This is a genomic window from Chryseobacterium sp. 7, assembly GCF_003663845.1.
In the GTDB taxonomy this organism is placed as follows: Bacteria; Bacteroidota; Bacteroidia; order Flavobacteriales; family Weeksellaceae; genus Chryseobacterium.
In genome coordinates, this window is sequence record NZ_RCCA01000001.1 from 1,212,330 (window position 1) to 1,235,260 (window position 22,931).

At 38.0% G+C, this 22,931-nt stretch carries 21 protein-coding genes, 1 tRNA gene and 1 pseudogene; 10 read left to right on the forward strand and 13 right to left on the reverse strand.

All coding sequences use genetic code 11. From position 1 onward, the window contains the following. Positions 1–7 precede the first annotated feature (7 nt). From CLU97_RS05690 to CLU97_RS05715, 6 genes are all read left to right on the forward strand, one after another. Complete coding sequence (locus CLU97_RS05690; protein ID WP_121487065.1) at positions 8–7,732, forward strand: PA14 domain-containing protein; 7,725 nt, start codon at positions 8–10, stop codon at positions 7,730–7,732. Between the two features lie 143 nt (positions 7,733–7,875). Continuing rightward, the gene (locus CLU97_RS05695) at positions 7,876–8,085 is read left to right on the forward strand and encodes a hypothetical protein (RefSeq protein WP_121487066.1); all 210 of its coding nucleotides are present in this window, start codon (positions 7,876–7,878) and stop codon (positions 8,083–8,085) included. 11 nt (positions 8,086–8,096) lie between these two features. Continuing rightward, positions 8,097–8,534, forward strand: coding sequence for a transposase (locus tag CLU97_RS05700; protein ID WP_183084525.1), 438 nt, complete (start codon positions 8,097–8,099; stop codon positions 8,532–8,534). Positions 8,535–8,546: 12 nt separating this feature from the next. Beyond that, on the forward strand, positions 8,547–8,882 hold the full coding sequence (locus CLU97_RS05705; protein ID WP_121487067.1) for a helix-turn-helix domain-containing protein: 336 nt from the start codon (positions 8,547–8,549) through the stop codon (positions 8,880–8,882). Positions 8,883–9,327: 445 nt separating this feature from the next. Further along, positions 9,328–9,651 (forward strand): hypothetical protein, encoded by a 324-nt coding sequence (locus CLU97_RS05710; RefSeq protein WP_121487068.1) that lies wholly within the window; start codon positions 9,328–9,330, stop codon positions 9,649–9,651. Positions 9,652–9,725: 74 nt separating this feature from the next. Next, on the forward strand, positions 9,726–10,235 hold the full coding sequence (locus CLU97_RS05715; protein WP_121487069.1) for a hypothetical protein: 510 nt from the start codon (positions 9,726–9,728) through the stop codon (positions 10,233–10,235). A 68-nt stretch (positions 10,236–10,303) separates the two neighbouring features. Here the strand turns inward: CLU97_RS05715 and CLU97_RS05720 are convergent. Together CLU97_RS05720 and CLU97_RS05725 are read right to left on the reverse strand one after the other, a co-directional pair. Further along, positions 10,304–10,383: transfer RNA gene (locus tag CLU97_RS05720), tRNA-Leu, on the reverse strand. A gap of 93 nt (positions 10,384–10,476) precedes the next feature. Further along, positions 10,477–11,244: an MBL fold metallo-hydrolase gene (locus tag CLU97_RS05725; protein WP_121489664.1), complete on the reverse strand. Its 768-nt coding sequence runs from the start codon at positions 11,242–11,244 to the stop codon at positions 10,477–10,479. A gap of 54 nt (positions 11,245–11,298) precedes the next feature. Between CLU97_RS05725 and CLU97_RS05730 the strand changes: the two genes are divergently transcribed. Further along, on the forward strand, positions 11,299–12,726 hold the full coding sequence (locus CLU97_RS05730) for a TonB-dependent receptor (RefSeq protein ID WP_121487070.1): 1,428 nt from the start codon (positions 11,299–11,301) through the stop codon (positions 12,724–12,726). Between the two features lie 13 nt (positions 12,727–12,739). Continuing rightward, positions 12,740–13,188, forward strand: a pseudogene (locus CLU97_RS05735) (GAF domain-containing protein). 54 nt (positions 13,189–13,242) lie between these two features. On the opposite strand, the gene CLU97_RS05740 reads toward CLU97_RS05735, so the two are convergent. The 8 genes from CLU97_RS05740 to CLU97_RS05755 form a co-directional block, all read right to left on the reverse strand. Continuing rightward, positions 13,243–13,710 carry a cupin domain-containing protein gene (locus CLU97_RS05740; RefSeq protein ID WP_121487071.1) on the reverse strand — a complete coding sequence of 156 codons (468 nt, stop codon included), beginning with the start codon at positions 13,708–13,710 and terminating at the stop codon, positions 13,243–13,245. A gap of 52 nt (positions 13,711–13,762) precedes the next feature. Then, positions 13,763–14,503 carry an ABC transporter substrate-binding protein gene (locus CLU97_RS05745; protein WP_121487072.1) on the reverse strand — a complete coding sequence of 247 codons (741 nt, stop codon included), beginning with the start codon at positions 14,501–14,503 and terminating at the stop codon, positions 13,763–13,765. 26 nt (positions 14,504–14,529) lie between these two features. Beyond that, positions 14,530–15,852, reverse strand: coding sequence for a magnesium transporter (gene mgtE, locus CLU97_RS05750; protein ID WP_105702908.1), 1,323 nt, complete (start codon positions 15,850–15,852; stop codon positions 14,530–14,532). Between the two features lie 164 nt (positions 15,853–16,016). Then, the gene (locus CLU97_RS23570) at positions 16,017–16,178 is read right to left on the reverse strand and encodes a hypothetical protein (RefSeq protein WP_183084526.1); all 162 of its coding nucleotides are present in this window, start codon (positions 16,176–16,178) and stop codon (positions 16,017–16,019) included. Between the two features lie 17 nt (positions 16,179–16,195). Further along, a complete protein-coding gene (locus CLU97_RS23575; RefSeq protein ID WP_157885751.1) occupies positions 16,196–16,345 on the reverse strand; it encodes a bacteriocin-like protein in 150 nt (49 codons plus the stop codon). Positions 16,346–16,484: 139 nt separating this feature from the next. Beyond that, on the reverse strand, positions 16,485–16,631 hold the full coding sequence (locus CLU97_RS24345; protein WP_156106370.1) for a bacteriocin-like protein: 147 nt from the start codon (positions 16,629–16,631) through the stop codon (positions 16,485–16,487). A gap of 30 nt (positions 16,632–16,661) precedes the next feature. Further along, a complete protein-coding gene (locus CLU97_RS23580; RefSeq protein WP_165790523.1) occupies positions 16,662–16,802 on the reverse strand; it encodes a bacteriocin-like protein in 141 nt (46 codons plus the stop codon). 323 nt (positions 16,803–17,125) lie between these two features. After that, positions 17,126–17,674 carry a pyruvate decarboxylase gene (locus CLU97_RS05755; protein ID WP_121487073.1) on the reverse strand — a complete coding sequence of 183 codons (549 nt, stop codon included), beginning with the start codon at positions 17,672–17,674 and terminating at the stop codon, positions 17,126–17,128. Positions 17,675–17,847: 173 nt separating this feature from the next. On the opposite strand from CLU97_RS05755, the gene rpsO reads away from it, so the two are divergent. Continuing rightward, positions 17,848–18,117: a 30S ribosomal protein S15 gene (rpsO, locus tag CLU97_RS05760; RefSeq protein WP_034692246.1), complete on the forward strand. Its 270-nt coding sequence runs from the start codon at positions 17,848–17,850 to the stop codon at positions 18,115–18,117. 105 nt (positions 18,118–18,222) lie between these two features. On the opposite strand, the gene CLU97_RS05765 is transcribed toward rpsO, so the two are convergent. From CLU97_RS05765 to CLU97_RS23975, 3 genes are all read right to left on the reverse strand, one after another. Further along, complete coding sequence (locus CLU97_RS05765; RefSeq protein WP_121487074.1) at positions 18,223–18,582, reverse strand: DUF4260 domain-containing protein; 360 nt, start codon at positions 18,580–18,582, stop codon at positions 18,223–18,225. A gap of 120 nt (positions 18,583–18,702) precedes the next feature. Beyond that, complete coding sequence (locus CLU97_RS05770; protein ID WP_228437842.1) at positions 18,703–19,857, reverse strand: MFS transporter; 1,155 nt, start codon at positions 19,855–19,857, stop codon at positions 18,703–18,705. Further along, complete coding sequence (locus tag CLU97_RS23975; protein WP_228437542.1) at positions 19,755–20,123, reverse strand: hypothetical protein; 369 nt, start codon at positions 20,121–20,123, stop codon at positions 19,755–19,757. Before CLU97_RS23975 ends, CLU97_RS05770 begins: the two co-directional genes overlap by 103 nt. 443 nt (positions 20,124–20,566) lie before the next feature. Between CLU97_RS23975 and CLU97_RS05775 the strand changes: the two genes are divergently transcribed. After that, entirely contained in the window at positions 20,567–22,825 is a 2,259-nt protein-coding gene (locus CLU97_RS05775; protein WP_121487075.1) for a polyribonucleotide nucleotidyltransferase, read from the forward strand. Positions 22,826–22,931: the final 106 nt, after the last annotated feature.

A 22,931-nucleotide genomic window follows, 5' to 3' on the forward strand; every position in this document is an offset into this window, starting at 1 on the left:
AAAAGACATGAAATATAAATTAAAATATATATACAGTTTGTTCATCATTCTGATAGGAGTGACGGCAAACCTGTTTTATGCCCAGTATCCGGGAGGTGTTTCTTCCGGGACAACGCGGGGATACAAAGTAGATTATTATAATGGTACTTTTTCTGCAGAAACACAGTTTGGAGCAGGTACTGCTAATGCAGTTCCGGGAAATATGGGATATACCAACAAAATAAGCGGTACGGAATTCAATAATATAGATGCAGATTATTATGGAATGGAGTATACCGGAACCCTCGAAATTACAACATCCGGTAACTATACATTTCAAATAGCAGCTGATGACAGAGCTTGGTTATTCATTGATAATAGTTTGGTACTATCAGCTCAAAACGGTACTACTTCTGCCAATGTTGTCAATCTTACTGCAGGTGATCATACGATCAGGTTTAAGTATTATGAATTAGGAGGTGCTAATTCAGCCAGTTTGCAATTGACGGCTGTACCGGCAGGAGCAATAGGATTTACTTTGCCGGCAGATGTTGACGGCCGTTTTGTACGGACAGACAACAGTAAACTAACAGCTTGGTATAAAGCATCTGATCTTGCTGTTACCGCTAACTATGGTGGAGCTGGAGTGGATAAGATAAATGCCTGGCTTAATAAAGCACCTGATTATGCAGGCAATGGTGATATGACTTACATTTCGAGCAGCAATGGTAGCTCAAGTACGTCAGTGAATACCCAAATTAACTTTAACCCCGGTGTGCCTTTTGATGGCGATGATTTTTTTGGTGTTAGTGCCAGTCAAAAAGGTTTAAGTTACAGGGGGGCTACAAAAAGTATATTTACCGTAGCCAATTATACATCTGGGACAGGACAGACTGCCTGGTTATTTTTGCATACAAATACCACTACCACCGGACAAACCCCTATTGCTAATAGTTATTTTGGAACTTATAAGACTTCTAATGGTACACAGACAGCTATTCAAGGGTCTGGTGCAGCAACAACAAGTGCATGGACAGCTTATGAACCTAAATTATTGACAGGTTCATTAGGACAGGTTTTGGGTGCTGCGGCACCAAGCAATACCAACCCATTATTTGCAAGTGCCAACGGTATGAACGGTACCTCTGTGAACGCACTTTCAAACGTAGTTTCCAATGCTAGCTACAACCTAAGATTTGGAACAACGACTGATCCTGGTGCCGGTGCCATAAGTACTGCAAGAATTCCGGAAGCAATCTATTATCCGTTCAAGCTTTCTACAACACAAGAGCAACAGGTTAATAGCTATTTAGCCATTAAATATGGGATAACCCTGGCACACGACTATTTAAATACTTTGGGTACGCCTATATATAACGTTACTACAACTACACCCAGCAATAATGGGTTATATATAAACCGTGTATTTGGGATCGGTAGAGAGCTGGTAGCAGAAGGTCTGAACCAAAAACAAAGCCAGAGCCAGATGACCTCTACAACAGGCTATGATTTTTTAGTGGTATCAAAAGATACAAGTATTACCACCACCAATGTGCTGAACAATGGCGTACTTGCAGACGGTAATTATTTGTTGATGGGTGATAATAATGGTGCCTTAACTGTCAACGCTGCACCTGCAACAACGCCTACAGCTTTGGCAAGCTCTTGTGTAGTGAATGCGCTTAACCGGATGTGGAAAGTACAGAACACTGGAGCCGTTACTAATGTTACGCTCCAGGCAGGCAGTGCAACTTCGGGTTCTTTCTTGTTTCCTGCCAGTGCCGCCAATGTATCGATATGGATAGATGCCACTGGTACGGGCAACTTTACCAACGCAACTGTGGTGTCTGCATCATCGGTTACGACAGACGGAATAGCTACTTTTAAAGGTGTGAATCTTCCCAATGGCAGTGTATTTACTTTCGGATGGAGCCTGACAAGCCCCGGTGGTGTAAGCACAGGATTAACATTGTGGACCAAAGCAGATGATAGCAACCTGGCAGTTGGTAATGTGGGCATCTGGGCAGATTTTAGTCCGAACAAGAATAATCTGTCCCGTGCTGCAGGGAGTGGTATGACCAAGGTAGATAATAAGTTCAATTATAACCCTTCCGTTTATTTTGGCGGTGGCGATGATTACTATACCAGTTCCATCAACTCACTGGGGATGAATGGCATTAACAAATATGCCGAATTCTATGTATTGACCGGAAAAGGCGGATTTACTTCAGGAGCTCAGTATGATAATATCATTACTTTAGGCGGCAATACCCACCGCTGGGAAAATAGTGTTGTAGGTTTATCCGGTGGTTCGTACGGTGTTTATGGTACTGGTACAGCCAGCAGCGCTACAGGTTCAGGAGTGGTACCTACCATGAATAATCTGGGTTTATACACTCACTCGGCAGATGGTACCAATGCCATTTTAAGAACAAACGGTGTAATAAGAGGCACCACGGCAACCTCTGCCAATCTTTCCTTATCAGGTAATTTCAGAATCGGTACCGATGTGGATGGAGGTGACAGTAACTGGAACAACTTTTACGTCCCGGAACTGATCGTTTACAATACAAACTTATCGGCAACGCAAATTACACAGATCAATTCATATTTGGGAATCAAATATAGCATTCCGTTAGCAGATGGTACATCAACAGACTATCTCGCCAGCGATGGGATCACAAAACCATGGATAGCCGATGCGAACTATAAATATGGAGTATTCGGTATTGGCAGGGATGACTGCTCCGGTTTGAACCAGCGTCAATCCAAAGCGTATGTGGATGGTACGGATAATGTGGCTTTTGGCCTTACAACACTTGCCACGACCAATGCTGCCAACACGGGTAGCTTTGCAGCCAATAAGCAATTTATTATGATTGCCAATGACAATGGGGTGTTCTCAGCTACAACAGCAAATGTTCCACCCACTTACGCAAGCTGTAATGCAGCACGATATGTCCGCAGCTGGAAGGTAAAGAATACAGGGGCGGTAACCAATATGTTGCAAGTAACTGTTGGTGATACGACCAATAAGATCCCGGCCAACTGGAACAAAGTAGCCCTGGCTGTTGATACAGATGGTGACGGCAATTTTGCCACTGGTACCACTGCATTTTTCTATGCAACCAATATCTTGGGTGGTGTTGCCACGTTTGATAATGTGGTTCTTAATGATGGAGTGGTGTTCACAGTAGTATCTACCATAGGATATCCTGGTGGAGTGAGCAAGCCTACCGGAACCAGCATAGCTGCTACCATAGCAGGTGTAGATTACATGAACGGACTGGCTTACAAAATGTACAGAACCAATGGTACAAGCAACAGAAACCTCGGTACAATCCCATTTACCGACGGAGCCAACGGAGATATTTTAAGCAGTACGGGGTATCTTAATAACACAGCAAGCTTTAGTGCTTTTGCCGCTGCCAAGGGAGGAGCTAGTGATTTAACTAATTTTGGAGTTGAGCTTACCGGTAAGTTAAATATAACAAATACACTAAGCACTTATCGTTTCCAATTGACAGGGGATGACCAGGCTTATTTTGAAATAAAAAATAGCAGCGGGACGCTTATGTCTGTTCCTTTGACTATTACTGCAAATGCAACGACTGCAAGTGCTACTGATATTTCATTACCTGCAGGCTTGTACGATATCATTGTAAGAGGAGCTAATAATGGCGGTGCTGCCAACTTTGACCTGAAATGGAGTACCAACTCAGGCGGGGCATATACTGCGATTCCGGATAATATGTTTTTAATCCCGGCTGCTGCGGTAGGGCTTTCTGCCTGGTACCAATCAGATGACAATGCACTTGCTGTGAATGCAGATGGTGCTAATCTGAATACTCTTGCCTGGAACGATCTCAGCGGAAACGGAAATACAGTAATCGGAAATGGAGATCCTACTTATTATTATACAACCTCTAACAATACCGGTATAGGGGGTATCCGAAACTACAACCCGTCTATCTATTTTACAAAAGACTGGTTTTATCGCAGCGGTTATCTGAATGGATTTGCTTATGGCAGAACGGCGAAATCCATATTTGCAACAGGATCCAATAACAACAATACCACTAATGGAGAAACGATGTATTCAGCCTTTGGGCGGGATAACGGGACTGGTACGAATTTCGGAATAACAAGATTGAGTGGAGGTAATTTGCAGTTGTTTACAGCCAGTAATAACCTGAATGAAGGTACGGCTTTTTATAATTCGGCTAATTACACCACCGATATTATTTCGGGCCAGCTGAGCAGTGCAGGTCTAGGTAAAATTTATGCCAATGGAGCAAGCAGGCTCTCAGCTACACTGCCAACACCGGCATTTAACACGCAATTTAATGATAATGACCAACTGCAGGTAGGTAGCGGGCCGGACTATAGTGGTCGCAATTATGCAGGCAATCTTAATGAGATTGTGTATTATCCTTGGGAACTATCGGCCCTGGAGCGTCAAAAAGTCAACAGCTACCTGGCCATCAAATGGGGGATTACTTTAGATCAAACCACGCCAACCAATTATATCGCTAGTGACGGAAGTACCGTTTGGAATGCTTCACTCAACGCAGATTTCAATCTGGATATCACAGGTATTGGCAGAGATGATTGTGGCAACTTGAATCAGAAGCAGAGTACCAGTACAGATGGCGGAGATATTATCTCCATAGGAAGAGGCTCAATTGCTGCCAACAACCTGGTCAATACCAATACGTTTACCAACAATTTGAACTTTATGATGTTTGGTCATAATGCCAATGTTTTTACTACTAACACGAATACAATGCCTGCAACCCTTGCCGGATGTTATGTGAAAGTGGACAGAGAATGGTTGGTGCAAAGCACAGGTACACCGGGCTCAGTAAACGTAGAAGTAGGGAAGAACGGATTACTTAGTATCAATGCTGCCAATTATAAGCCGGTGTTACTGATTACTGATATTCAGGGGAACTATACCAATGCTGCAATAGTAAATGTAACCCGTGTATACCAAGGTAAAGCCTATTTCGATAATGTTACACAGCTGACCAATGGTAAATATTTTACTCTGGCTTACATCAATGCAGCGCCGGGAGGTGTTACGACCAATATGACAACTTGGTTTAATGTGGATTATGACTTATTCACAGATGCAGCACAAACACAATATGTGGCTGCAGACGGAGACCCTGTAGCAAGTATCAACAATATGAAGTTTGGGGCTGCATTCAGTTCGGTAAACCAGGTCAATGCAAGCTACAATCCATTATACAAACCAGGTACGTTTAATTACAATACAGGCGTATTGTTTGATGGTATCAATGACGTGCTGGCTTCTACTTCCAACATCAATAGTTCGGATTATCGCTCTACTACTGCAATGACGAGTGTGTTCAGCGGAAAGGTAGCATCATCTACCGGACAGGTATTCTGGTTCCACGATAATAATGGAGCCGGGACGGTTAAAACTTCTCTGGAACGTACCAAAGCTTACTGGTCTAACAGTACTGCGAATATACTCCCAAGAAATCCGGCACTTACAGTACCGGAGATCTATAGCTTTGCGAATTCTACATCAGGGTCGTGGAGATTGTACAGCAACTTAAATACAGTAGGTACAGGTACTTCGAATAATACAGATGTTCAGAATGTAAGTGGTCGTTTCAGAATAGGAAATGATAATTTAAGCGGAGCTGGAAGCCCGGCTAATTTCTACCTGGGTGAGTTTGTGATCTACAGCGATGACAAAGGCGCAGCTACCAGCCTGGATATGCGCAAGATCCATTCTTATATGGCCACCAAATATGGTTTTACATTAGATAAAACAGCAATGGGTACTCAGTATATTGCCAGCAATGGTACGCCAACTTACACGGATGGAAATTACTGGAACCGCATTACTGGTATCGGCCGGGACGATTGTAGTGCGCTGGAGCAAAAGCAATCCTTCAGCCAGGAAGCTGTAGGGGCAATGGTGAAGATCTCCAATGATGCGGTGAATGGTATGGCAGCAACCAATGCTACCAATACGGCTTCTTTTACAGCAGATAAAAGTTTCCTTCTGTTTGGTGATAATAACAAATCCCTTACCTGGAATGGTACCAACAGTATCGTATACTCCGGCACCAGTCTGATGAGGCTGAACAGGGTATGGCGCGTAAAAGAGACAGGTACGATAAGTACGGTTTATCTGCAGGTACCTGGAAACACCAGTACGGCAGCAGTTACGGATAAACTTCCTGTACCTAGGAACTCAGTGACCGATCCTATCTATATGGTAGTAGCCAATTCGGCATCCGGAGGATCTTTCAACAATCCTGTGGTTGTGCCTATGATTCCTAACGGTACAGACTGGACGGTGACCTATGATTTCACAGATGGTGATTATTACACATTTGCCACAGTGGCAACGTGTCTGGCACCCGGAGGTAATTCAGATGGATTAACCTCTTGGTATCGTGCAGATAATAAAAGCAATGGCACTATAGCTGTAACCAACGGTACCATGGTAGATGAAACGGGCAATTACCTGCTCACCCGTAATGGTACAGGTACAGCAACCGTGAATGCCGGTACACCTGCAAGCAACTATAATAAAACACTTGCATTGGCTTCAGGAGCTTTCCTGCAAACAGGCAGCACTTTAAGTGAAACAGCTATAACAGCCAACAATGCAGGTACACTTTATGGAGTGGCATTGGGTATCAATAGTACCGGGTTATTCGGGCTTTCCCGCTCAAACTATGACCTAGCAGGTGTTTTTGGTGTTGCAAGCTTTGGTAACTTAGGCGTTCCAAATACCGGAACCCCCGTTGCGAACGCTCCAAACTTCTGGAGCACTGTTCAGAACAATGGAATAACCTATGGAAGCGTTAATGGTACAACAGCTACCGGTACTGCCAATAATGTAACACTATTAGCTAATAGTACGAACAGTCTGCGTGTAGGCGCCTATTATGCTACCACGACACTGACACCGGGTAACAATACCTTCATGGAAGCATTCAGTTATAACCGTGCGTTATCAACTGCCGAGCAGCAGGTATTGAATAGCTATCTGGCAATTAAAAACGGCCAGACACTGCCACACAACTATTACAGTCCTGCTTACGATGGTACTAATGCATTAGCTACAACCATTTATGATATTACCGCACCTTACAGTAACAGGATATTCGGAGTAGGGAATGATATATCGGGCTGTCTTGCTCAAAATCAGTCCACTTCGTCCTTAACAGGCGGTATGCTGAAAATAAGCATAGAAGGGGCTATCGCAGCTGAGAACAGCGGGCTACAATCCAGTTGGCTGCAAGATAGAAGCTATATTGTGATGGGTGATGACAATGGACTATTGACCTGGTCAACAGCCAATAAGCCAAGTACCTTAGCAGGTAATACCTGTGTGAACAGGATAGCTAGACAATGGAAAGTAACAGCTACGGGTAATAATCCGGACGTGTTTATTACTGTTGCGGGAGATTATAATGGCAATACTAATCCTGGTGCGGCTACGTCAAAGCTCCCATCATTGTTTTCAGGTAACAGTGTATATATGATCATTAGTGACAAAGCTGACTTTACAGACCCAACTGCTGTACAGACAGAGGTTGTGATGACGTACAATACAACTTCCAAAGAATGGGAAGCAGCAGGAAATACTTTTGTTGCAGGTACTACAAGATACATCACATTTATCCAAAGACCTGCAGTGTGCGGTAAACAATATATTATTACCAATCGTGCAACAAGTACACAGCAACTCAAACACTAATATATTGTATAAGATTCTAATTTTAGTTTAAGAGAGTATCCTTTTTGGGGCTATCATGAAAAATAGCCCCGAAATGATACTTGTAATGTAAAAGACACTAAAAGAGGAATCGTATAAAAATTGACGGTTAAAAATATACTTCAATGATAGAACCTTGTAATCTGATAGGAAAGACAAGAGAAGAAATTTTAGACTTGCTGAAAAACAGAGAGTTTAATAATCGTTATTCAGACGAATGGATTGTGTGTCTTGGTAGAAATTATATGGGAAGAAAAAGACTTTTATATCTGTTTTTTGAAAATAATATAATTAAAGGATACTGTATCGTAACTAAAAACTTGTGGAACAAATAAAAAAGCAAAATATGATTGATTTTAAAGATATACATATAGGAAATCTCATTGAAATCAAATGGAAAGAAAAAGAAATTGCTATAGAAAGGACCTGTAATTTTTTCAAATGCTCAGAAGAGGAAGTAGGCAAGATGTTTCTTCATGCTTCTATGGATACTGAAGCATTATTAAAATGGAGTAAGCTTCTGGAATATGACTTTTTCAGAATATACAGTGGGCATCTTATTTTATATTCCCCAGCTACATCTTCAAACTGCAATACTCTTAAAGAAAAAAAGCCATCACTTATACCAGAATTCAGAAAAAATATTTATAACAAAGAAATAATAGATTTTATTCTGGAACTCATTGTACATGATAAAAAAACGAAACAGCAGGTCATTGATGAATATAATATTCCTAAAACAACTCTTTACAAATGGCTCAGTAAATATAAAAACAAACAATAATTCTAAAAAATTATGAAAAATACACCTAATTATTCCAAAATTTATAAAGATCTTATCTTGACCAAATATCCCGAAAAGTGGAATGCTTGTGAGAAATTCCTCACCAAAGATCCTCTTTCTGTATTGGATGTAATCAAAATTAACAATATTCTTTTCAGTAATAAATCCAATAAAGAAGTATTAGATTTTAACCAGAGGCATAAATCTTATACCCGGACTACCGTATTTGAGATCCTGGATTTTCAGAAAAAAAACAAACTTAATAATACTCAGCTGGCAGAACATTTTAAAATGAGCAGGAATACAATTACAAAATGGAGAAAAATATTCTTTGCAGAAGAATGTTAAATATTGATCAGTGATAATATTCTCAATTCTCATAGCGAATATCCGTATGTTTAAAAACAACATGCGGTTGATTTCCATAACCCATTGAGGCAAGCTAAAGAAAAAGGATATAGAGAGAGGAAAAGTTCAAGATTTCAAAATATCCTCAATTCTTTTGTTGAAAAAAACTGATTTAAATAAAAAAAATTAGCCACCCTTTTAACCATATCAAAAGTAAAAACCTACGAAAATAAATCTTTGTTCATATAAATTGATATTTTATGGTTAGCTGGCTTTTCGATCAAATATAATTAATTCTTTTTTGTCAAATATTTTTTCAGAAAATTTCCACATGTAAACACTAGCTTAATTTTTTATATTTAATAAATTCAAACAATAAATGAAAGTACATTATTTAACAAGTAATAGTGAAAATAAGCTTAACTAAATTTTGAAGAAAACAGAAATGAAAAAAATTATCAGTCTTAAAGATTATGGAAATACTGGCAAGGATGCATTGGATATACAAAATAAAATAAGAGAGAACCTAGGAAAGACAATTTTTAGTTTCCAAGAATTCCAAACTTTACAGTTTCAAGCTCTAAGGCAAATCTCTGATGTGAGAAGATCTGTTAAAAATCAGCCCGATTCCATTAATAGGGCTATTCATAAAGTAATGTTGCACTTTGACTTTCCAAAAACAGTTGTTAAAAAGCTTAATGTACAAAATCAATTTGAAGACATAAAGCCTAAAAGAGAGGAAACTAAAGAGAAATTAAAGATTATTTAGTTCCAATTGAAAAAATAGTTGGGACAACTCATGTGAGTTATATAGGAAAAAGATGGTTAGATCTACTATACAACATGAAACGTTTTAGTGATTATTATAATGTAAATAATTTTTTAAGTTTTACTGAAACAGAAAATTTTACTAGAAGTGGAATTTACTATATAAGATATGGAGATCTTTATTTTACTGGTGGAGGTAATCATAGAACTTGTCAAGCAAAATTCAGTAATTTAACATATATAAAAACAGATTTAATTGAATATATTTTTGATGTAAAGATGTTTGATATATTTAATTTCCTTATTGAAGAGAATTTAATGCCAATAATAAAAGAAGGTGGGCATGGTAGATACTATCGGTTTAGTTCTTGGAAAATTTATATGAATTCAAAAGAATATTATTTTCAATCTTTTGAGGCTATTGAGAAGTTTGTAAAATATTATAAAGATTATTCTCCAAGTTTTTTAAATAATATTGTAGCTAAATTGTCAAAACAAGAAATTCTTTTTTTGTACAATGAGCAAAAGGATTATGCTCATCTTAAAAGTACTATTATACTACATAAATTAAATAATAGAAAATAATAGTCCCCCTTTTGATCCCCTAAAAATCAAAAACCTCTGAAAATCAAAAAGATTTCAGAGGTTTTTTGTACCCAGGACCGGGATCGAACCGGTACTCCTAAGAACTGGTGTTTGAGACCAGCGCGTCTACCAATTCCGCCACCTGGGCTTGATGTTGAATCCAAACGTGATGTCTGTTTCAAATTGGTGTGCAAATATAGGAACTTTTTTCAATGTTCAAAAACTTTTTGAAGAAAAAATTTTAAAAATTAAGTTCCAAACCATCGTAGGCAAGGTGTATTCCGGCCGGAAGCTGCTTATCTTCAATATCATGCAATCCTAAATGATGACTGATGTGTGTTAGAAATAATTGCTTAGGTTTTAGCTCTTCAAACAGCTTAATAACATCCGGAAGAATAAAATGGGCAGGATGGGGATCAAATTTCCTGATACAGTTTAAGATCAGGACATCCAGATCTTTCAGTTTTTCCTTTTCCGTTTCAGAAATAAATCCGGCATCCGTAATGTAGGCCAGCTTTTTAAATTTATACCCGAAAACAGTAATTTTATAGTGAATCACTTCCACAGGAGTGATTTCGGTATCCAGTACTTGGAAAGGTTTATTTTCAATTTCGTGAAGTTCAAAAGCGGGTGCACCAGGATATCTTACATCTGCAAAGGCGTAAGGAAATCTGTTTTTTATTTCTTGAGCAACCCTTGAATAGCAGTACAACGGAACATCTTTTCCACTTTTAAAAATCAGTGGGCGCATATCATCCAGCCCGATCACATGGTCATTATGCTCATGGGTAATCAGCGCAATGTCTACGTTATGTTCTTGGTTGGTAAGCATTTGCTGCCTGAAATCCGGACCGCAGTCGATCAGTATTTTTTTATTTTCCTCCGTAGTTACCATCACGGAAGAGCGTAAACGTTTGTCTTTGGGGTTTTCGGAAGTACACACTTCACATGTACAGCCTATAACGGGTACACCTTGAGAAGTACCAGTTCCTAAAAATTTCAACTTCATTTTGTTTTGAGGTTGGTTTAATTTTGGTAAATTTACAAAAAATTTCATGTCCTAATGTATCAGAAACTAACTCCTAAACAAAAAGCATTAACAATTAATCTAGATCCTACTATTTATGGTACTTTCGCAGAAATTGGAGCAGGGCAGGAGACTGTTCGCCACTTTTTTAGAGCAGGGGGAGCTTCCGGTACGATTGCTAAGGCGATGTCTGCTTATGACAAAGATTTTAGTGATGCCATCTACGGAAAGGAAGTAAAAAACAGGTACGTTACCCAAAACAGGCTTCGCAAAATGCTTCGATATGAAGTAGCTTTGATTGAAGAGAGAATTTCAAGAGATAATAATCCTGATAGAAAATTCTTTTCTTATGCCAATACGGTAACTACCATCAATTTTGATAAGACTGTAAGAGGCCACGGTTGGGTAGGGATTCGTTTTCAAACTAAAGAAAATGAAGATTACAATGAGATTGTAATTCACGTAAAATTCAAAGAAAATGATGCTACTCTTCAGCAGGAAACCTTAGGAAATCTGGGAGTAAACCTTATTTTCGGAGCCTTCCATTATTTTGACAATCCAAGAACTTTAGTAGAATCTCTTTACGATGATATTGCAAAAGATAATCTGGAAATTGACATGATTGACTTTAGCGGACCAGCTTTTGCCTATGTTGATAACAGACTGATGTCTCTTCAATTGGTAAAAAACGGAATGACTGATGCCGTGATCTTCAATTCTGAAGGAAACAACATGCTTCCGGCTGATGTATTGTACAAGAAAAATATTTTCGCGGTAAGAGGAAGTTTCAGGCCGGTAACAAAAGTGAACATTGATATGCTTAAAAATGGTATGGATATGTTCTTCAAAGATGCTACCTGTACCCATGAAGAAACAGAGGTTCTTATCGAAATCACCATTTCCAATCTGAGAGCAGACGGAGATATTGATGAAAGAGATTTCCTTGATAGAGTAGACATTCTCGGAAAACTGGGATACACTGTTATTATTTCAAATTTCTCCGAATATTACAGACTGATAGATTATTTCGCGTCTTACACAAGTGGAGACATTGGTGTAGCGATGGGAGTAAATAATATGCTGATGGTATTTGATGAGAAATATTATCAAAACCTGTCAGGAGGAATTCTGGAAGCATTCGGGAAGTTTTTCAGAAACGGAATGAGAGTATATCTGTATCCTTATAAAGATCCTGAAACACATCAATTACTGGATTCTTCAAACCTGAAAGTAGAAGAAAATCTGAAAGAATTATACAAATATTTCAAACACAACAACCGTATTGTAGATATTACCAACTATAATCCGGAGTTCCTGGAAATCTACTCAAGAGAAATTTTGAGAAAAATTGCAGGGTGTACAAAAGGCTGGGAAACTCAGGTGCCTGAAGGCGTAGCAGAAATGATCAAAGAGCGTGGAATGTTCGGATATAAAGAAGAACTTTCCCTAAAACAATTCTCTTAAAAAATAAAATACAATGTCAGAATTAAAGAAAAGACTTTCCTCAATTCTTGAAAGTCCTAAACATAATACAGAAGAAAAACTTGAAAAAGTTTGCCACCTGCTGGATCAGGAAATTCCTTACTTCAACTGGACGGGTTTCTATTTCAAAAACGGAGACAAGGATGAGTTGATTTTAGGGCCTTACGTAGGAGCGCCGACAGATCATACCATTATTCCTTACGGAAAAGGAATCTGCGGTCAGGTAGCGGTTTCTAATGAAACATTTGTAGTTCCTGATGTACATGAAGAAAGCAACTATTTAAGCTGTTCTATCGATACAAAAGCAGAAATTGTAGTTCCGATTTTAAAGACGGAAAAAATATCGGTCAGATTGATATTGATTCTCATACCATTGATCCTTTCACAAAAGAAGACCGCGAATTATTAGAATGGCTTTGTAACGAAGTTTCTAAGGTTTTGTAATTGAAACTTAATACAATTAAAATATCAACTCCGGCTGAGACAGCCGGAGTCTTTTTATGGATTATTAGTGGTAATCACAAACATAATTAAAGGTTCATCACCTGTATTTTCAACAGAATGATATCCAATAGAACTTATAGCGGTAATATCTCCTTTTTGAATCGTTTTCTTACGTATGGGTCCATCTGTTCCGGTTCTTTCACGATATTCTCCCATTCCATGCACCACAACGTACAGTTCCTCTTCGTTTCTCAAATTATGCGTGTGAAACCCGGATTCATCCCCTTTATTCAGTAAAACCATATAGGCCGCCAGACGATTATTCGCCAGTTCTTCCTGATCAAACATCTGTATCATATATACCGTTCCGTTTCCACCATACATATGTTCACGTTTTTCCAGTCGTGCAATGGTTCTTTCCTCTTTTTCAAAAGCCATTACATACAGATTGATATGCATTGAAACTTCCTGTATAACGTGATCGAATTCTTCTCCTTCAGATAATATAACTGTACCAGACATGTGAATTGAATATTTAAAGTTTAATGTTTAGGGTTTAAAGTTTTGTTGAAAACTAGTTTTGCTGCATCGAATGAATTTCTGTAAGAAGTTCTTTAAAATAATGCTCACATTTCGCAATATGAGTTCCATACCAGGAAAATGCCTCTCCATCAACGATCATAATCTTTTTATCAGGATAGAAAGCCTGCAGTTCCTCAATATGCTTTTCTTTAAACGGAAACGGTTCAGAAGAAAGCATAATAACATCAGCATCCGCCAGATCTTCTTGGGTAATCTGAGGATATCGGGTTTTATCCTTAAAAATATTTTCGAAACCAATTTCAGATAAAATCCTGTGAATAAAGGTATCAGAACCAATAGTCATATAAGGATTATTCCAGATGAGATAAGCGGCTTTAACAGGAATATTCAACTTAGCCTGATTCAGAATGTCATAAATTTTAACATTGAATAGCTGAGCTCTGTCTTCCTTTCCCAAAAGTTTTCCGAGATTTTTAAGCAGATAATAATTATCTTCAATCGTGTCAATATTGGTTACCATTACTTTATAATCATCCATTAAGGCTTCTACCTGTTCTTTTACATTCTCTTCCTTATTGGCAAGAATAAGATCCGGCTGTAATGCTTTGATTTTCTCAATATTGATATTTTTGGTTCCTCCAATTACGAGCACATTTTTTATTTTATCCTGAGGGTGAATGCAAAATTTTGTTCTCCCTACAACTTCATTTTCAGTAAGTCCAAGGTCAAATAAAGCCTCAGTAATAGAGGGTACAAGTGAAACGATTTTCATATTGGCATGTTAGATGATGCCTAAAATTACAAAAGTTTTCCGGTTAAGAAAAGTCCGGCTACGGTAAAATAGATAATAAGTCCCGTTACATCTACCAAAGTTGCTACAAATGGAGCAGAAGAAGTAGCAGGATCAAGATTAAGTTTCTTTAAAACAAACGGAATCATAGAACCGGATAATGTTCCCCACAGTACAATGGCAATCAAAGAAACAGAAACACTCAGTCCTACGTAAACCCAATACTGGCCATAATCAAAAAGACCTATCTGCTGCCAAAGCATGATTCTGATAAACCCGATAACTCCCAAAATTGCCCCAAGACATAGTCCTGAGATAATTTCTTTTTTCATAACGTACCACCAGTCCTTCAGACTAATTTCCTGAAGTGCCATCGCACGGATAATCAAAGTGGCAGCCTGAGATCCGGAATTTCCTCCACTGGAAATAATTAGTGGAACAAATAAGGCAAGAACAACCGCTTTTTCAATTTCTTTATCAAAATATCCCATTGCGGAAGCCGTCAGCATTTCAGAAACAAATAAAATGATCAGCCAGGTCGCCCTTTTTTTGATCATTTCTGTCCATGAAGTCTGGATGTAGGGAAGGTCTAATGCTTCCAATCCCCCAAACTTTTGAATATCTTCCGTATTTTGTTGTTCTATCTGGTCAAGAATGTCATCTATCGTCACGATACCTACCAGGACACCCGCTTCCGTAATAATTGGAAGAGCGCCACGGTCATACTTCTCAAAATACGTCACCGCATCTTCTTTGGAAGTAGTGGTAGTAATAGCCACGAAATGATTGTCTGTAATATCAGAAACAAGTGTATCTTCCTCTTCTAAGAGTAAAGTTCCGATAGCAAGGTCATCAATCAGACGGTTTCTTTCATCCACTACATACAGGTAGTTCATGGTTTCCACTCTTTTTCCTACCTTTTTAATCTGCTGAAGACATCTTTTTACCGTCCATTCCTTACGGATCTGAATATAATAAGGAGTCATCAGACGGGCAATAGAGTCTGAATTGTATCCAAGAAGCTTTAAAGCAATTCTCCTTTCCTGTGGATTCAGGTGGTTGATGGAATACTTGATAAGCTCATCCGGAAAGTCTTCAAACAGAGCCGTTCTGTCATCTGGAGTCATGGCGTTCAGAATCTCAGAAACTTCATCGCTTCCGATACTTCTGATGGTATCCTCTTGAAAGTCAGGATCAAGATGTGAAAAAACTTCTGCTTTGTACTCTTTCGGAACCTTCAGGAATGCGAGAAGCCTCTCATCAGCATGAAGTTCGCTGAGAGTTTCGGCAATATCGGCAGGGTTGAAGATAAGTTCGTCTCTAGAATTCAAAACGTGAAATTTTTTGGATATGCAAAAATAATTCAAATTTTTAAGACTGGCCAATAAAGTGGCAAAATTAAGGATTAATTAAAGTTTAGTGCTTAAGTATAAGTACAAAAAAACACCCGCCGAAACGGATGTTCAAAAAATTAAATTTTAAATTCCAATATTCTTTACATTGGTTCGCATTCTGAGGTAGGAATGTAGGTACAAACAGCATTTGTACAGCAATAGTAAGGGCCGCAATCTGAATTGTCGCCACACTTTTTTATTCCGCTTCCTTTAATGTTTTTTTGCTCCAGCCTGTTGAGTTTCTTAAGATGTAAATTTTTCATGATCATCAATTTTAAGATTAAGGTTCTATCATACAATCGTGATCCAGGCATTCTCCGTTACAGCAATATCCTACGGAGCAAGGTCTTGTTATGCTGCATCTGAAAGGGCCGATGCCGCCATTGATTTGTTTGGCAGATTCTCTGCTGAGTTTTTTCAGGTTTTTCATATAGTTTTGGATTTAATGTTTGACTAAAATAATAAATATTTCTATGTTATTTATTTATTGGTAAAATTTTTTTTATTGAAAATCAATAATTTATTAAATAAAAACACCTACTGATGCAGGTGTCTGTAATGATCATATATTATTCCAGGGGACATGGATTAACAACACAGATGTTGTGGCAGCATGATCCGCCCGGACATTCGTAATGTTCTGTACATCTTTTGAAGGGCCCGCTGCCCTTGATTTCCTTTTGTACTTGTCTGCTCAATTTTTTTAGATTTTTCATGAGATTTGATTTTTGTAATTAGTTTTATTTTTATTCAATACAAATGAAAGGTGAACAGGTTCCAAAACAGCACCATCCAACGGAACATGGTCTTGTTTCACTGCATCTTTCAATAGATCCGCCATTGATCTGCTTTGCTTTTTCTCTGCTGAGTTTCTTTAAATTTTTCATGTGATTCAGGTTTTAATGTTGAACTAAAATAGTAAAAAATATTTAATAATTCCTTATTTGGTGAAAATATTTAATTGTAAATCAATTATTTATGGTGTTGTTTACGTAAAAAGCACCTATTTATAATGTAAACAGGTGCTTTTTATATCTTGAAAACTTTTATTAAGTTATGAATGATGAATGATGAATGATGAATGATGAATGATGAATTTATCAGATAGCGGCATGAAAAAAATTCACAATTGACTTGCGAAGCAAAATTGACCATTGACAATCAAAGGTCGTATATTCCAACCTTAAACCTTAAACCTTAAACCTTAAACTCACAGCTCTGCCTCTGTTGGCTTCAGCTTTCTCAGTTTTTTAATGATTCCCTTGATCGCTCCTTCTGTTCCTATTTTAACGGAATTGGTCGTAGAGCCCAGCAAACGCATATTTTTTCGGTAAGTGTCGTGGTCTGTTTCGGTGACAAGGTTTCCGTCAGCTCCAAAAAGTTTCATACTCACAACCACCTGATTGGAGAAAACGTATTTTCCGAATCCTACTTTGAAATATCTCACTTTGGAAACAATGGCAAAATCTGCATCATTGTTGAGGCAGTAATCTACAATAGTCTGTTTGTCTATACTGTCAAAGGGAACCTGAACTTCGGCACGGAGCATTTTATTTTTTCTGCCGCTGAAGTTGTCAGTAACGGCATCAAAGAAAGCGTTGTTGGTTGGGTCTTTTATTTCGTCAATATCAGGCTCTACCTCGGGATTGAAATAGAGAACTTTTTTTATTTTATCATCAGCATTCTTCTGGGCTTTTACCGAAGTAAGTCCGATGAATAAAAAAGTAGTAACCGCTGTAAAGAATATAATTTTTTTCATTTGTAATTCGTATGCAAAATTACTGCCTTTTCGTTGGATTGCATATAATTTATTAAGAAATTTTTAACATTTTTTTCTATCAAATTTGATATATGAAATCAATAATGTTTGCAGAATCAAAAAATAGTCGTAATTTTGCACCCGTTACATAATAATCATTAAACAATATTGGAATGTACTTAACAACAGACAAAAAGCAGGAAATTTTCGCAAAACACGGAAAATCTGCACAAGACACAGGGAGTGCTGAAGGACAAATCGCTCTTTTCACTTTCAGAATCAATCACTTATCTCAACACCTAAAGGCTAACCGTCACGATTTCAACACAGAGAGATCTCTAGTGAAATTGGTAGGTAAGAGAAAAAGTTTATTAGATTACCTTAAAAACAAAGATATCGCAAGATATAGAGCAATTATTGCTGAACTAGGTTTAAGAAAATAATCTATAGAGATTTTCAAAATAAAAAGCAACTTCGAAAGAGGTTGCTTTTTTATTTTATAACTGATAGATAATATACCAGGAATACAATATTTTCATTGCCATCCATTATTCTGCCTTCTTCCCAATCTTTCCCAAATGTGTATTCTGAAAACTATCCGGATACTTCAATCCATATCCCAGAACCCTGTCAAAAGCAGAATGGGAAAATAAAATAGCTCCAATCATCTGTAAATAAGGGAGAGATAAAGCGGTTCCCACAAAATAAACAATAATGGCTACTCCGAAATGATGGAAGAGATTGTAAAAGAATGCTCCTGCTTTACTATTCACAGTATAACCCAACATGGAGATGTCCGGTGCAAAGAAAAGTCCGGCAAACCACCACCAGGAATATCCCGTTTGTGCAAAAGCATATGCTCCTAACAATAAAAATGCTGCATATTCAAGCTTTAACTGTATTTTCATTATAACGATGTTTATTAATAAGTTCTCTTTTTCAAAGAAAAGTTACATTGTAAGATCCTAAAAAGAAAGCGGAATACCTTTGAGATATTCCGCCTTATACATTTTGATTCGATTTTGATTTTAATGTCCTGACTTAGCTTCTGTAGTTTCTACATGACCCAGATATTTGGTGCAGTAAGCTCCAAAGATCAGAATAACCAGATAACAGAATACAGGAATAATAAACGAATGCTGTACTCCGAACTGATCCGCAAGATATCCCTGGAAAATAGGAACAATAGCTCCTCCCAGAATAGCCATTACCACTAAAGAAGATCCCTGGCTGGTATATTTTCCAAGTCCTGAAATAGCCAGTGTATAAATATTGGAGAACATAATAGAGTTGAAAATTCCGATTCCTAAAATGCTGTACATCGCCATTTCTCCATGATTCACCATAGCAGAAATTAATAATACAACATTGATTGCTGCAAAGATGGATAATGTTCTTGCCGGAGCCGCTTTACCAACGAAAAACGCAATGAAGTTAAGTATGATAAACACAATAAAAAAGCTGATCTGACTGAAAGTAAGATTGACAATGCTGAAAATCACAAGGAAAACTGCTGCAGCTGCTCCCAGCATATAAAGTGCTTTTTTACTCTGGCTTAAAGACTGGTTTAGAGAGATAGCACCAAGAAAGCGGCCAATCATTGCACCTCCCCAATACAGGGAAAGGTAATTTTTACTGATGATCTCATTAAAGCCCATAATCTGTGGCTGCTCAAGGAAACTGATGATAAAGCTTCCTACGGCAACTTCTCCACCTACATAGCAAAACATAGCAAATACCCCAAATTTCAGGTGGCTGAATTCAAGTGCTCCCCATCCTTTTATCACTTCTTCTTCACTCATCTGGAATGAAGGAAGCTTCACTCTGGAAATTAATAAAGCAACCAATAAAAGGATACCCGCAAAAATAAGGTAAGGAATTCTTGTTGCTACCGCACTGAATGATCCGTCCGGAGAAGAGAAAAATTCAAAAATAAGGTGCCCCCCAAGTACCGGAGCAATTGTTGTTCCGAATGCATTGAATGCCTGGGTCATATTCAGTCGGCTGGATGCAGAATCTTCACTTCCCAACAATGAAACATAGGCGTTAGCTGTAATCTGTAATACCGTAAATCCCAGTCCTAAAATAAATAAAGCGCCCAGAAACAGAGGGTAATATGAAAACGTAGCTGCCGGATAAAACAGAACGCAGCCAAAAGCTGCCAGAAAGATTCCGAACAGAATTCCTTTTTATAGCCTAATTTATTAATGGGATCTCCTTTCGTGATAGAGATCAGAAAATAAATAAGTGATCCGATGAAGTAAGCCCCGAAGAAACAGAACTGTACCAGCATGGATTCGAAAAAGGTAAGATTGAAAAGTTGTTTCAGATAGGGAATCAGGATGTCATTCATACAGGTGATGAATCCCCACATAAAAAACAGCAGGGTAATGGTAATCAACGGTACCGTATAATTCCTGCTTTGAGGTTGTACTTCTTTATTAATCATAAACATTTATTTATCTGTATAAGGATCATTCCTTAACTTTTTTCAGCCTACAGCATTGTAATTGGTGAAGTAGGGCAAATATAGGGATCAGCCTATTGGTTTGCAATTTTTTTACTAATTTTTAGCATGAAACAGATACTTATTTTCAGTTTAAAGTATTATTTTCATTTTTTGAGACAATAATACAAAAACAACAGGATTTTACAATACATTATCCTCAAAAAAAGACTTTTTTATTTTCATAAATGATGAAGAAGTTCAGATTTAAGGATATAAATTTTCAATCCTTCACCGATTGATAGCCAATTTTTTGTATTTTGATAACCTATTTAAGCAATCGAAAAATTTAATATTTCATTATTATATAGTACCTTTGCAAACGAAAATTTAAAGAGTTTAAATATTAATTCATACTCAATACGGAGTATTAAGAAGACAAATTTATGAGTATACCTCAAGCGTTTACAGAAATGATTACTCTTGCAGATGGCAGAGAAATCACTATTGAAACAGGGAAGTTGGCTAAGCAGGCTGACGGATCTGTGGTAGTAAAAATGGGCGGAACAATGCTTTTAGCAACTGTTGTAGCCAATAAAGAAGCAAATCCTGGTGTAGATTTTTTACCATTAACAGTTGATTATAGAGAAAAATTCTATGCAGGTGGAAGAATTCCTGGAAACTTCTTCCGTAGAGAAGCAAGACCTTCTGATCAGGAAATTCTAACGATGCGTTTGGTGGACAGAGTTTTACGTCCGCTTTTCCCAGAAGATTTCCATGCTGAAGTTCAGGTGATGATTTCATTAATTTCTTATGACGGAAAAACAATTCCTGATGATTTAGCTGGTTTGGCAGCTTCTGCAGCCATTGCTATTACTGATATCCCTTTCAACGGACCAATGTCTGAAGTAAGAGTTGTAAGATTTGACGGAGTACTTTCTATCAACCCAAGCTACGAAGAATTGAAAAATTCTGAGTTAGACATCATGGTGGGAGCTACTAAAGACTCCATCGTAATGGTAGAAGGAGAAATGAAAGAAATTTCTGAGCAGGAAATGTTAGAAGCTATTAATTTTGGTCATGCTGAAATTAAAAAGCAAATTGAAGCTCAAGAAAGATTAGCAGAAAAAGTAGGAAAAGCTTTTCCTAAGAGAGAATATTCTCACGAAACTCATGACGAAGAAATTCGTGAAAAAGTTTGGAAAGAAACTTACGATAAAGTATATGAAGTAGCAAGAACTCCATCTGGAAAAGAGGAGAGAGGTGAGAAATTCAAAGCGGTTCGTGAAGAATTTTTAGCTCAATATGCTGAAAACGAAGAAGAACTGGAAAGAGTAACTCCTTTCGTAAAAGTATATTATCATGATGTAGAGAAAGAAGCAATGCGTCAGATGATCCTTGAAGACAATATCCGTCTTGATGGCCGTGATCCTCAAACGATCCGTCCAATCTGGTCAGAAATTGATTACCTTCCGGGAGCTCACGGTTCTGCAGTCTTTACAAGAGGTGAAACTCAGTCTTTAACAGCCGTAACTTTAGGTTCTGTAAAGGATGCCAACATGGTAGACAGCGTAATCACGCAGCATGATGAGAAATTCTTCTTACATTATAACTTCCCTCCATTCTCTACAGGTGAAGCAAGACCTTTAAGAGGAACTTCAAGAAGAGAAGTAGGACACGGTAACCTTGCTCAGAGAGCATTACAGGCCGTTATTCCTGAAGAAAATCCATATACCATCAGAATTGTTTCTGACATCCTTGAATCAAACGGATCGTCTTCAATGGCAACAGTTTGTGCAGGAACACTGGCATTAATGGATGCTGGAGTACAGATTACAAAACCTGTTTCCGGTATTGCAATGGGATTGATTACAGATGCAAAATCAGGTAAATTTACCGTACTTTCTGATATCTTAGGAGATGAAGATCACCTTGGGGATATGGACTTTAAAGTAACAGGTACTGCAGATGGTATTACAGCTTGTCAGATGGATATTAAAATCCAGGGACTTTCTATGGATATCATGGAGAAAGCTTTGATGCAGGCTAGAGACGGAAGATTACACATCTTAAATAAAATCACTGAAACAATCTCTGAACCAAGAGCAGATGTGAAGCCTCACGCTCCGAAAATGGTGGTTATGGAGATTCCAAAAGACTTCATTGGTGCTGTAATCGGGCCTGGAGGAAAAATTATCCAGCAGATGCAGAAAGATACGGATACCGTTATTGCTATTGAAGAATTAGGTGAGATCGGACGTATTGAGATTGCAGGAACAGACAGAGAGAAAATCAATGCTGCTGTTGCAAGAATTAACGAAATTACTTTCGTACCGGTGATTGGTGAAGTATACAAAGGTAAAGTAGTGAAAGTAATGGACTTTGGTGCATTCGTAGCGATTGCTAAAGGAACAGAAGGACTTCTTCATATTTCTGAAATTGAATGGGCTCGTCTAGACAAAGTTCCTTATGCAGAAGGTGATGAAGTAGAAGTGAAGTTCATGGGTTACGATGACCGTAAGAAAATGAAACTTTCCCGTAAAGTTCTTTTACCAAGACCTCCAAGACCAGAAGGACAAGGTAGACCAGAAGGTCAGAGAAGACCGGAAGGACAAGGAAGACCTGAGGGACAAAGAAGACCTGAAGGACAAAAACCACAAGGTGAAAGACCAGTGGAAAACGAAACTCCTTCTAACGAAGCTTAATAAGATTCATTCTTAAACATAAAAAATCCCTCAATTTCGAGGGATTTTTGCTTTTATGTCATTGCGAAATGTTTCGCTTTGAAGCAATCTCACTTTTGGAAATTAT

Excerpts from the sequence above, each read along its gene's own strand:
- CLU97_RS05700 (WP_183084525.1), top strand. The coding sequence starts at position 8,097 with ATGATTGATTTTAAAGATATACATATAGGAAATCTCATTGAAATCAAA.
- CLU97_RS05765 (WP_121487074.1), bottom strand. The coding sequence starts at position 18,582 with ATGAAAATACAGTTAAAGCTTGAATATGCAGCATTTTTATTGTTAGGA.
- CLU97_RS05715 (WP_121487069.1), top strand. The coding sequence starts at position 9,726 with ATGAAACGTTTTAGTGATTATTATAATGTAAATAATTTTTTAAGTTTT.
- CLU97_RS23975 (WP_228437542.1), bottom strand. The coding sequence starts at position 20,123 with ATGATTAATAAAGAAGTACAACCTCAAAGCAGGAATTATACGGTACCG.
- CLU97_RS24345 (WP_156106370.1), bottom strand. The coding sequence starts at position 16,631 with ATGAAAAATCTAAAAAAATTGAGCAGACAAGTACAAAAGGAAATCAAG.
- CLU97_RS05725 (WP_121489664.1), bottom strand. The coding sequence starts at position 11,244 with ATGAAGTTGAAATTTTTAGGAACTGGTACTTCTCAAGGTGTACCCGTT.
- CLU97_RS23580 (WP_165790523.1), bottom strand. The coding sequence starts at position 16,802 with ATGAAAAATTTAAAGAAACTCAGCAGAGAAAAAGCAAAGCAGATCAAT.
- CLU97_RS05690 (WP_121487065.1), top strand. The coding sequence starts at position 8 with ATGAAATATAAATTAAAATATATATACAGTTTGTTCATCATTCTGATA.
- CLU97_RS23570 (WP_183084526.1), bottom strand. The coding sequence starts at position 16,178 with ATGAAAAATTTACATCTTAAGAAACTCAACAGGCTGGAGCAAAAAAAC.
- rpsO (WP_034692246.1), top strand. The coding sequence starts at position 17,848 with ATGTACTTAACAACAGACAAAAAGCAGGAAATTTTCGCAAAACACGGA.
- CLU97_RS05740 (WP_121487071.1), bottom strand. The coding sequence starts at position 13,710 with ATGTCTGGTACAGTTATATTATCTGAAGGAGAAGAATTCGATCACGTT.
- CLU97_RS05730 (WP_121487070.1), top strand. The coding sequence starts at position 11,299 with ATGTATCAGAAACTAACTCCTAAACAAAAAGCATTAACAATTAATCTA.
- CLU97_RS23575 (WP_157885751.1), bottom strand. The coding sequence starts at position 16,345 with ATGAAAAACCTGAAAAAACTCAGCAGAGAATCTGCCAAACAAATCAAT.
- CLU97_RS05710 (WP_121487068.1), top strand. The coding sequence starts at position 9,328 with ATGAAAAAAATTATCAGTCTTAAAGATTATGGAAATACTGGCAAGGAT.
- CLU97_RS05775 (WP_121487075.1), top strand. The coding sequence starts at position 20,567 with ATGAGTATACCTCAAGCGTTTACAGAAATGATTACTCTTGCAGATGGC.
- CLU97_RS05745 (WP_121487072.1), bottom strand. The coding sequence starts at position 14,503 with ATGAAAATCGTTTCACTTGTACCCTCTATTACTGAGGCTTTATTTGAC.
- CLU97_RS05755 (WP_121487073.1), bottom strand. The coding sequence starts at position 17,674 with ATGAAAAAAATTATATTCTTTACAGCGGTTACTACTTTTTTATTCATC.
- CLU97_RS05695 (WP_121487066.1), top strand. The coding sequence starts at position 7,876 with ATGATAGAACCTTGTAATCTGATAGGAAAGACAAGAGAAGAAATTTTA.
- CLU97_RS05705 (WP_121487067.1), top strand. The coding sequence starts at position 8,547 with ATGAAAAATACACCTAATTATTCCAAAATTTATAAAGATCTTATCTTG.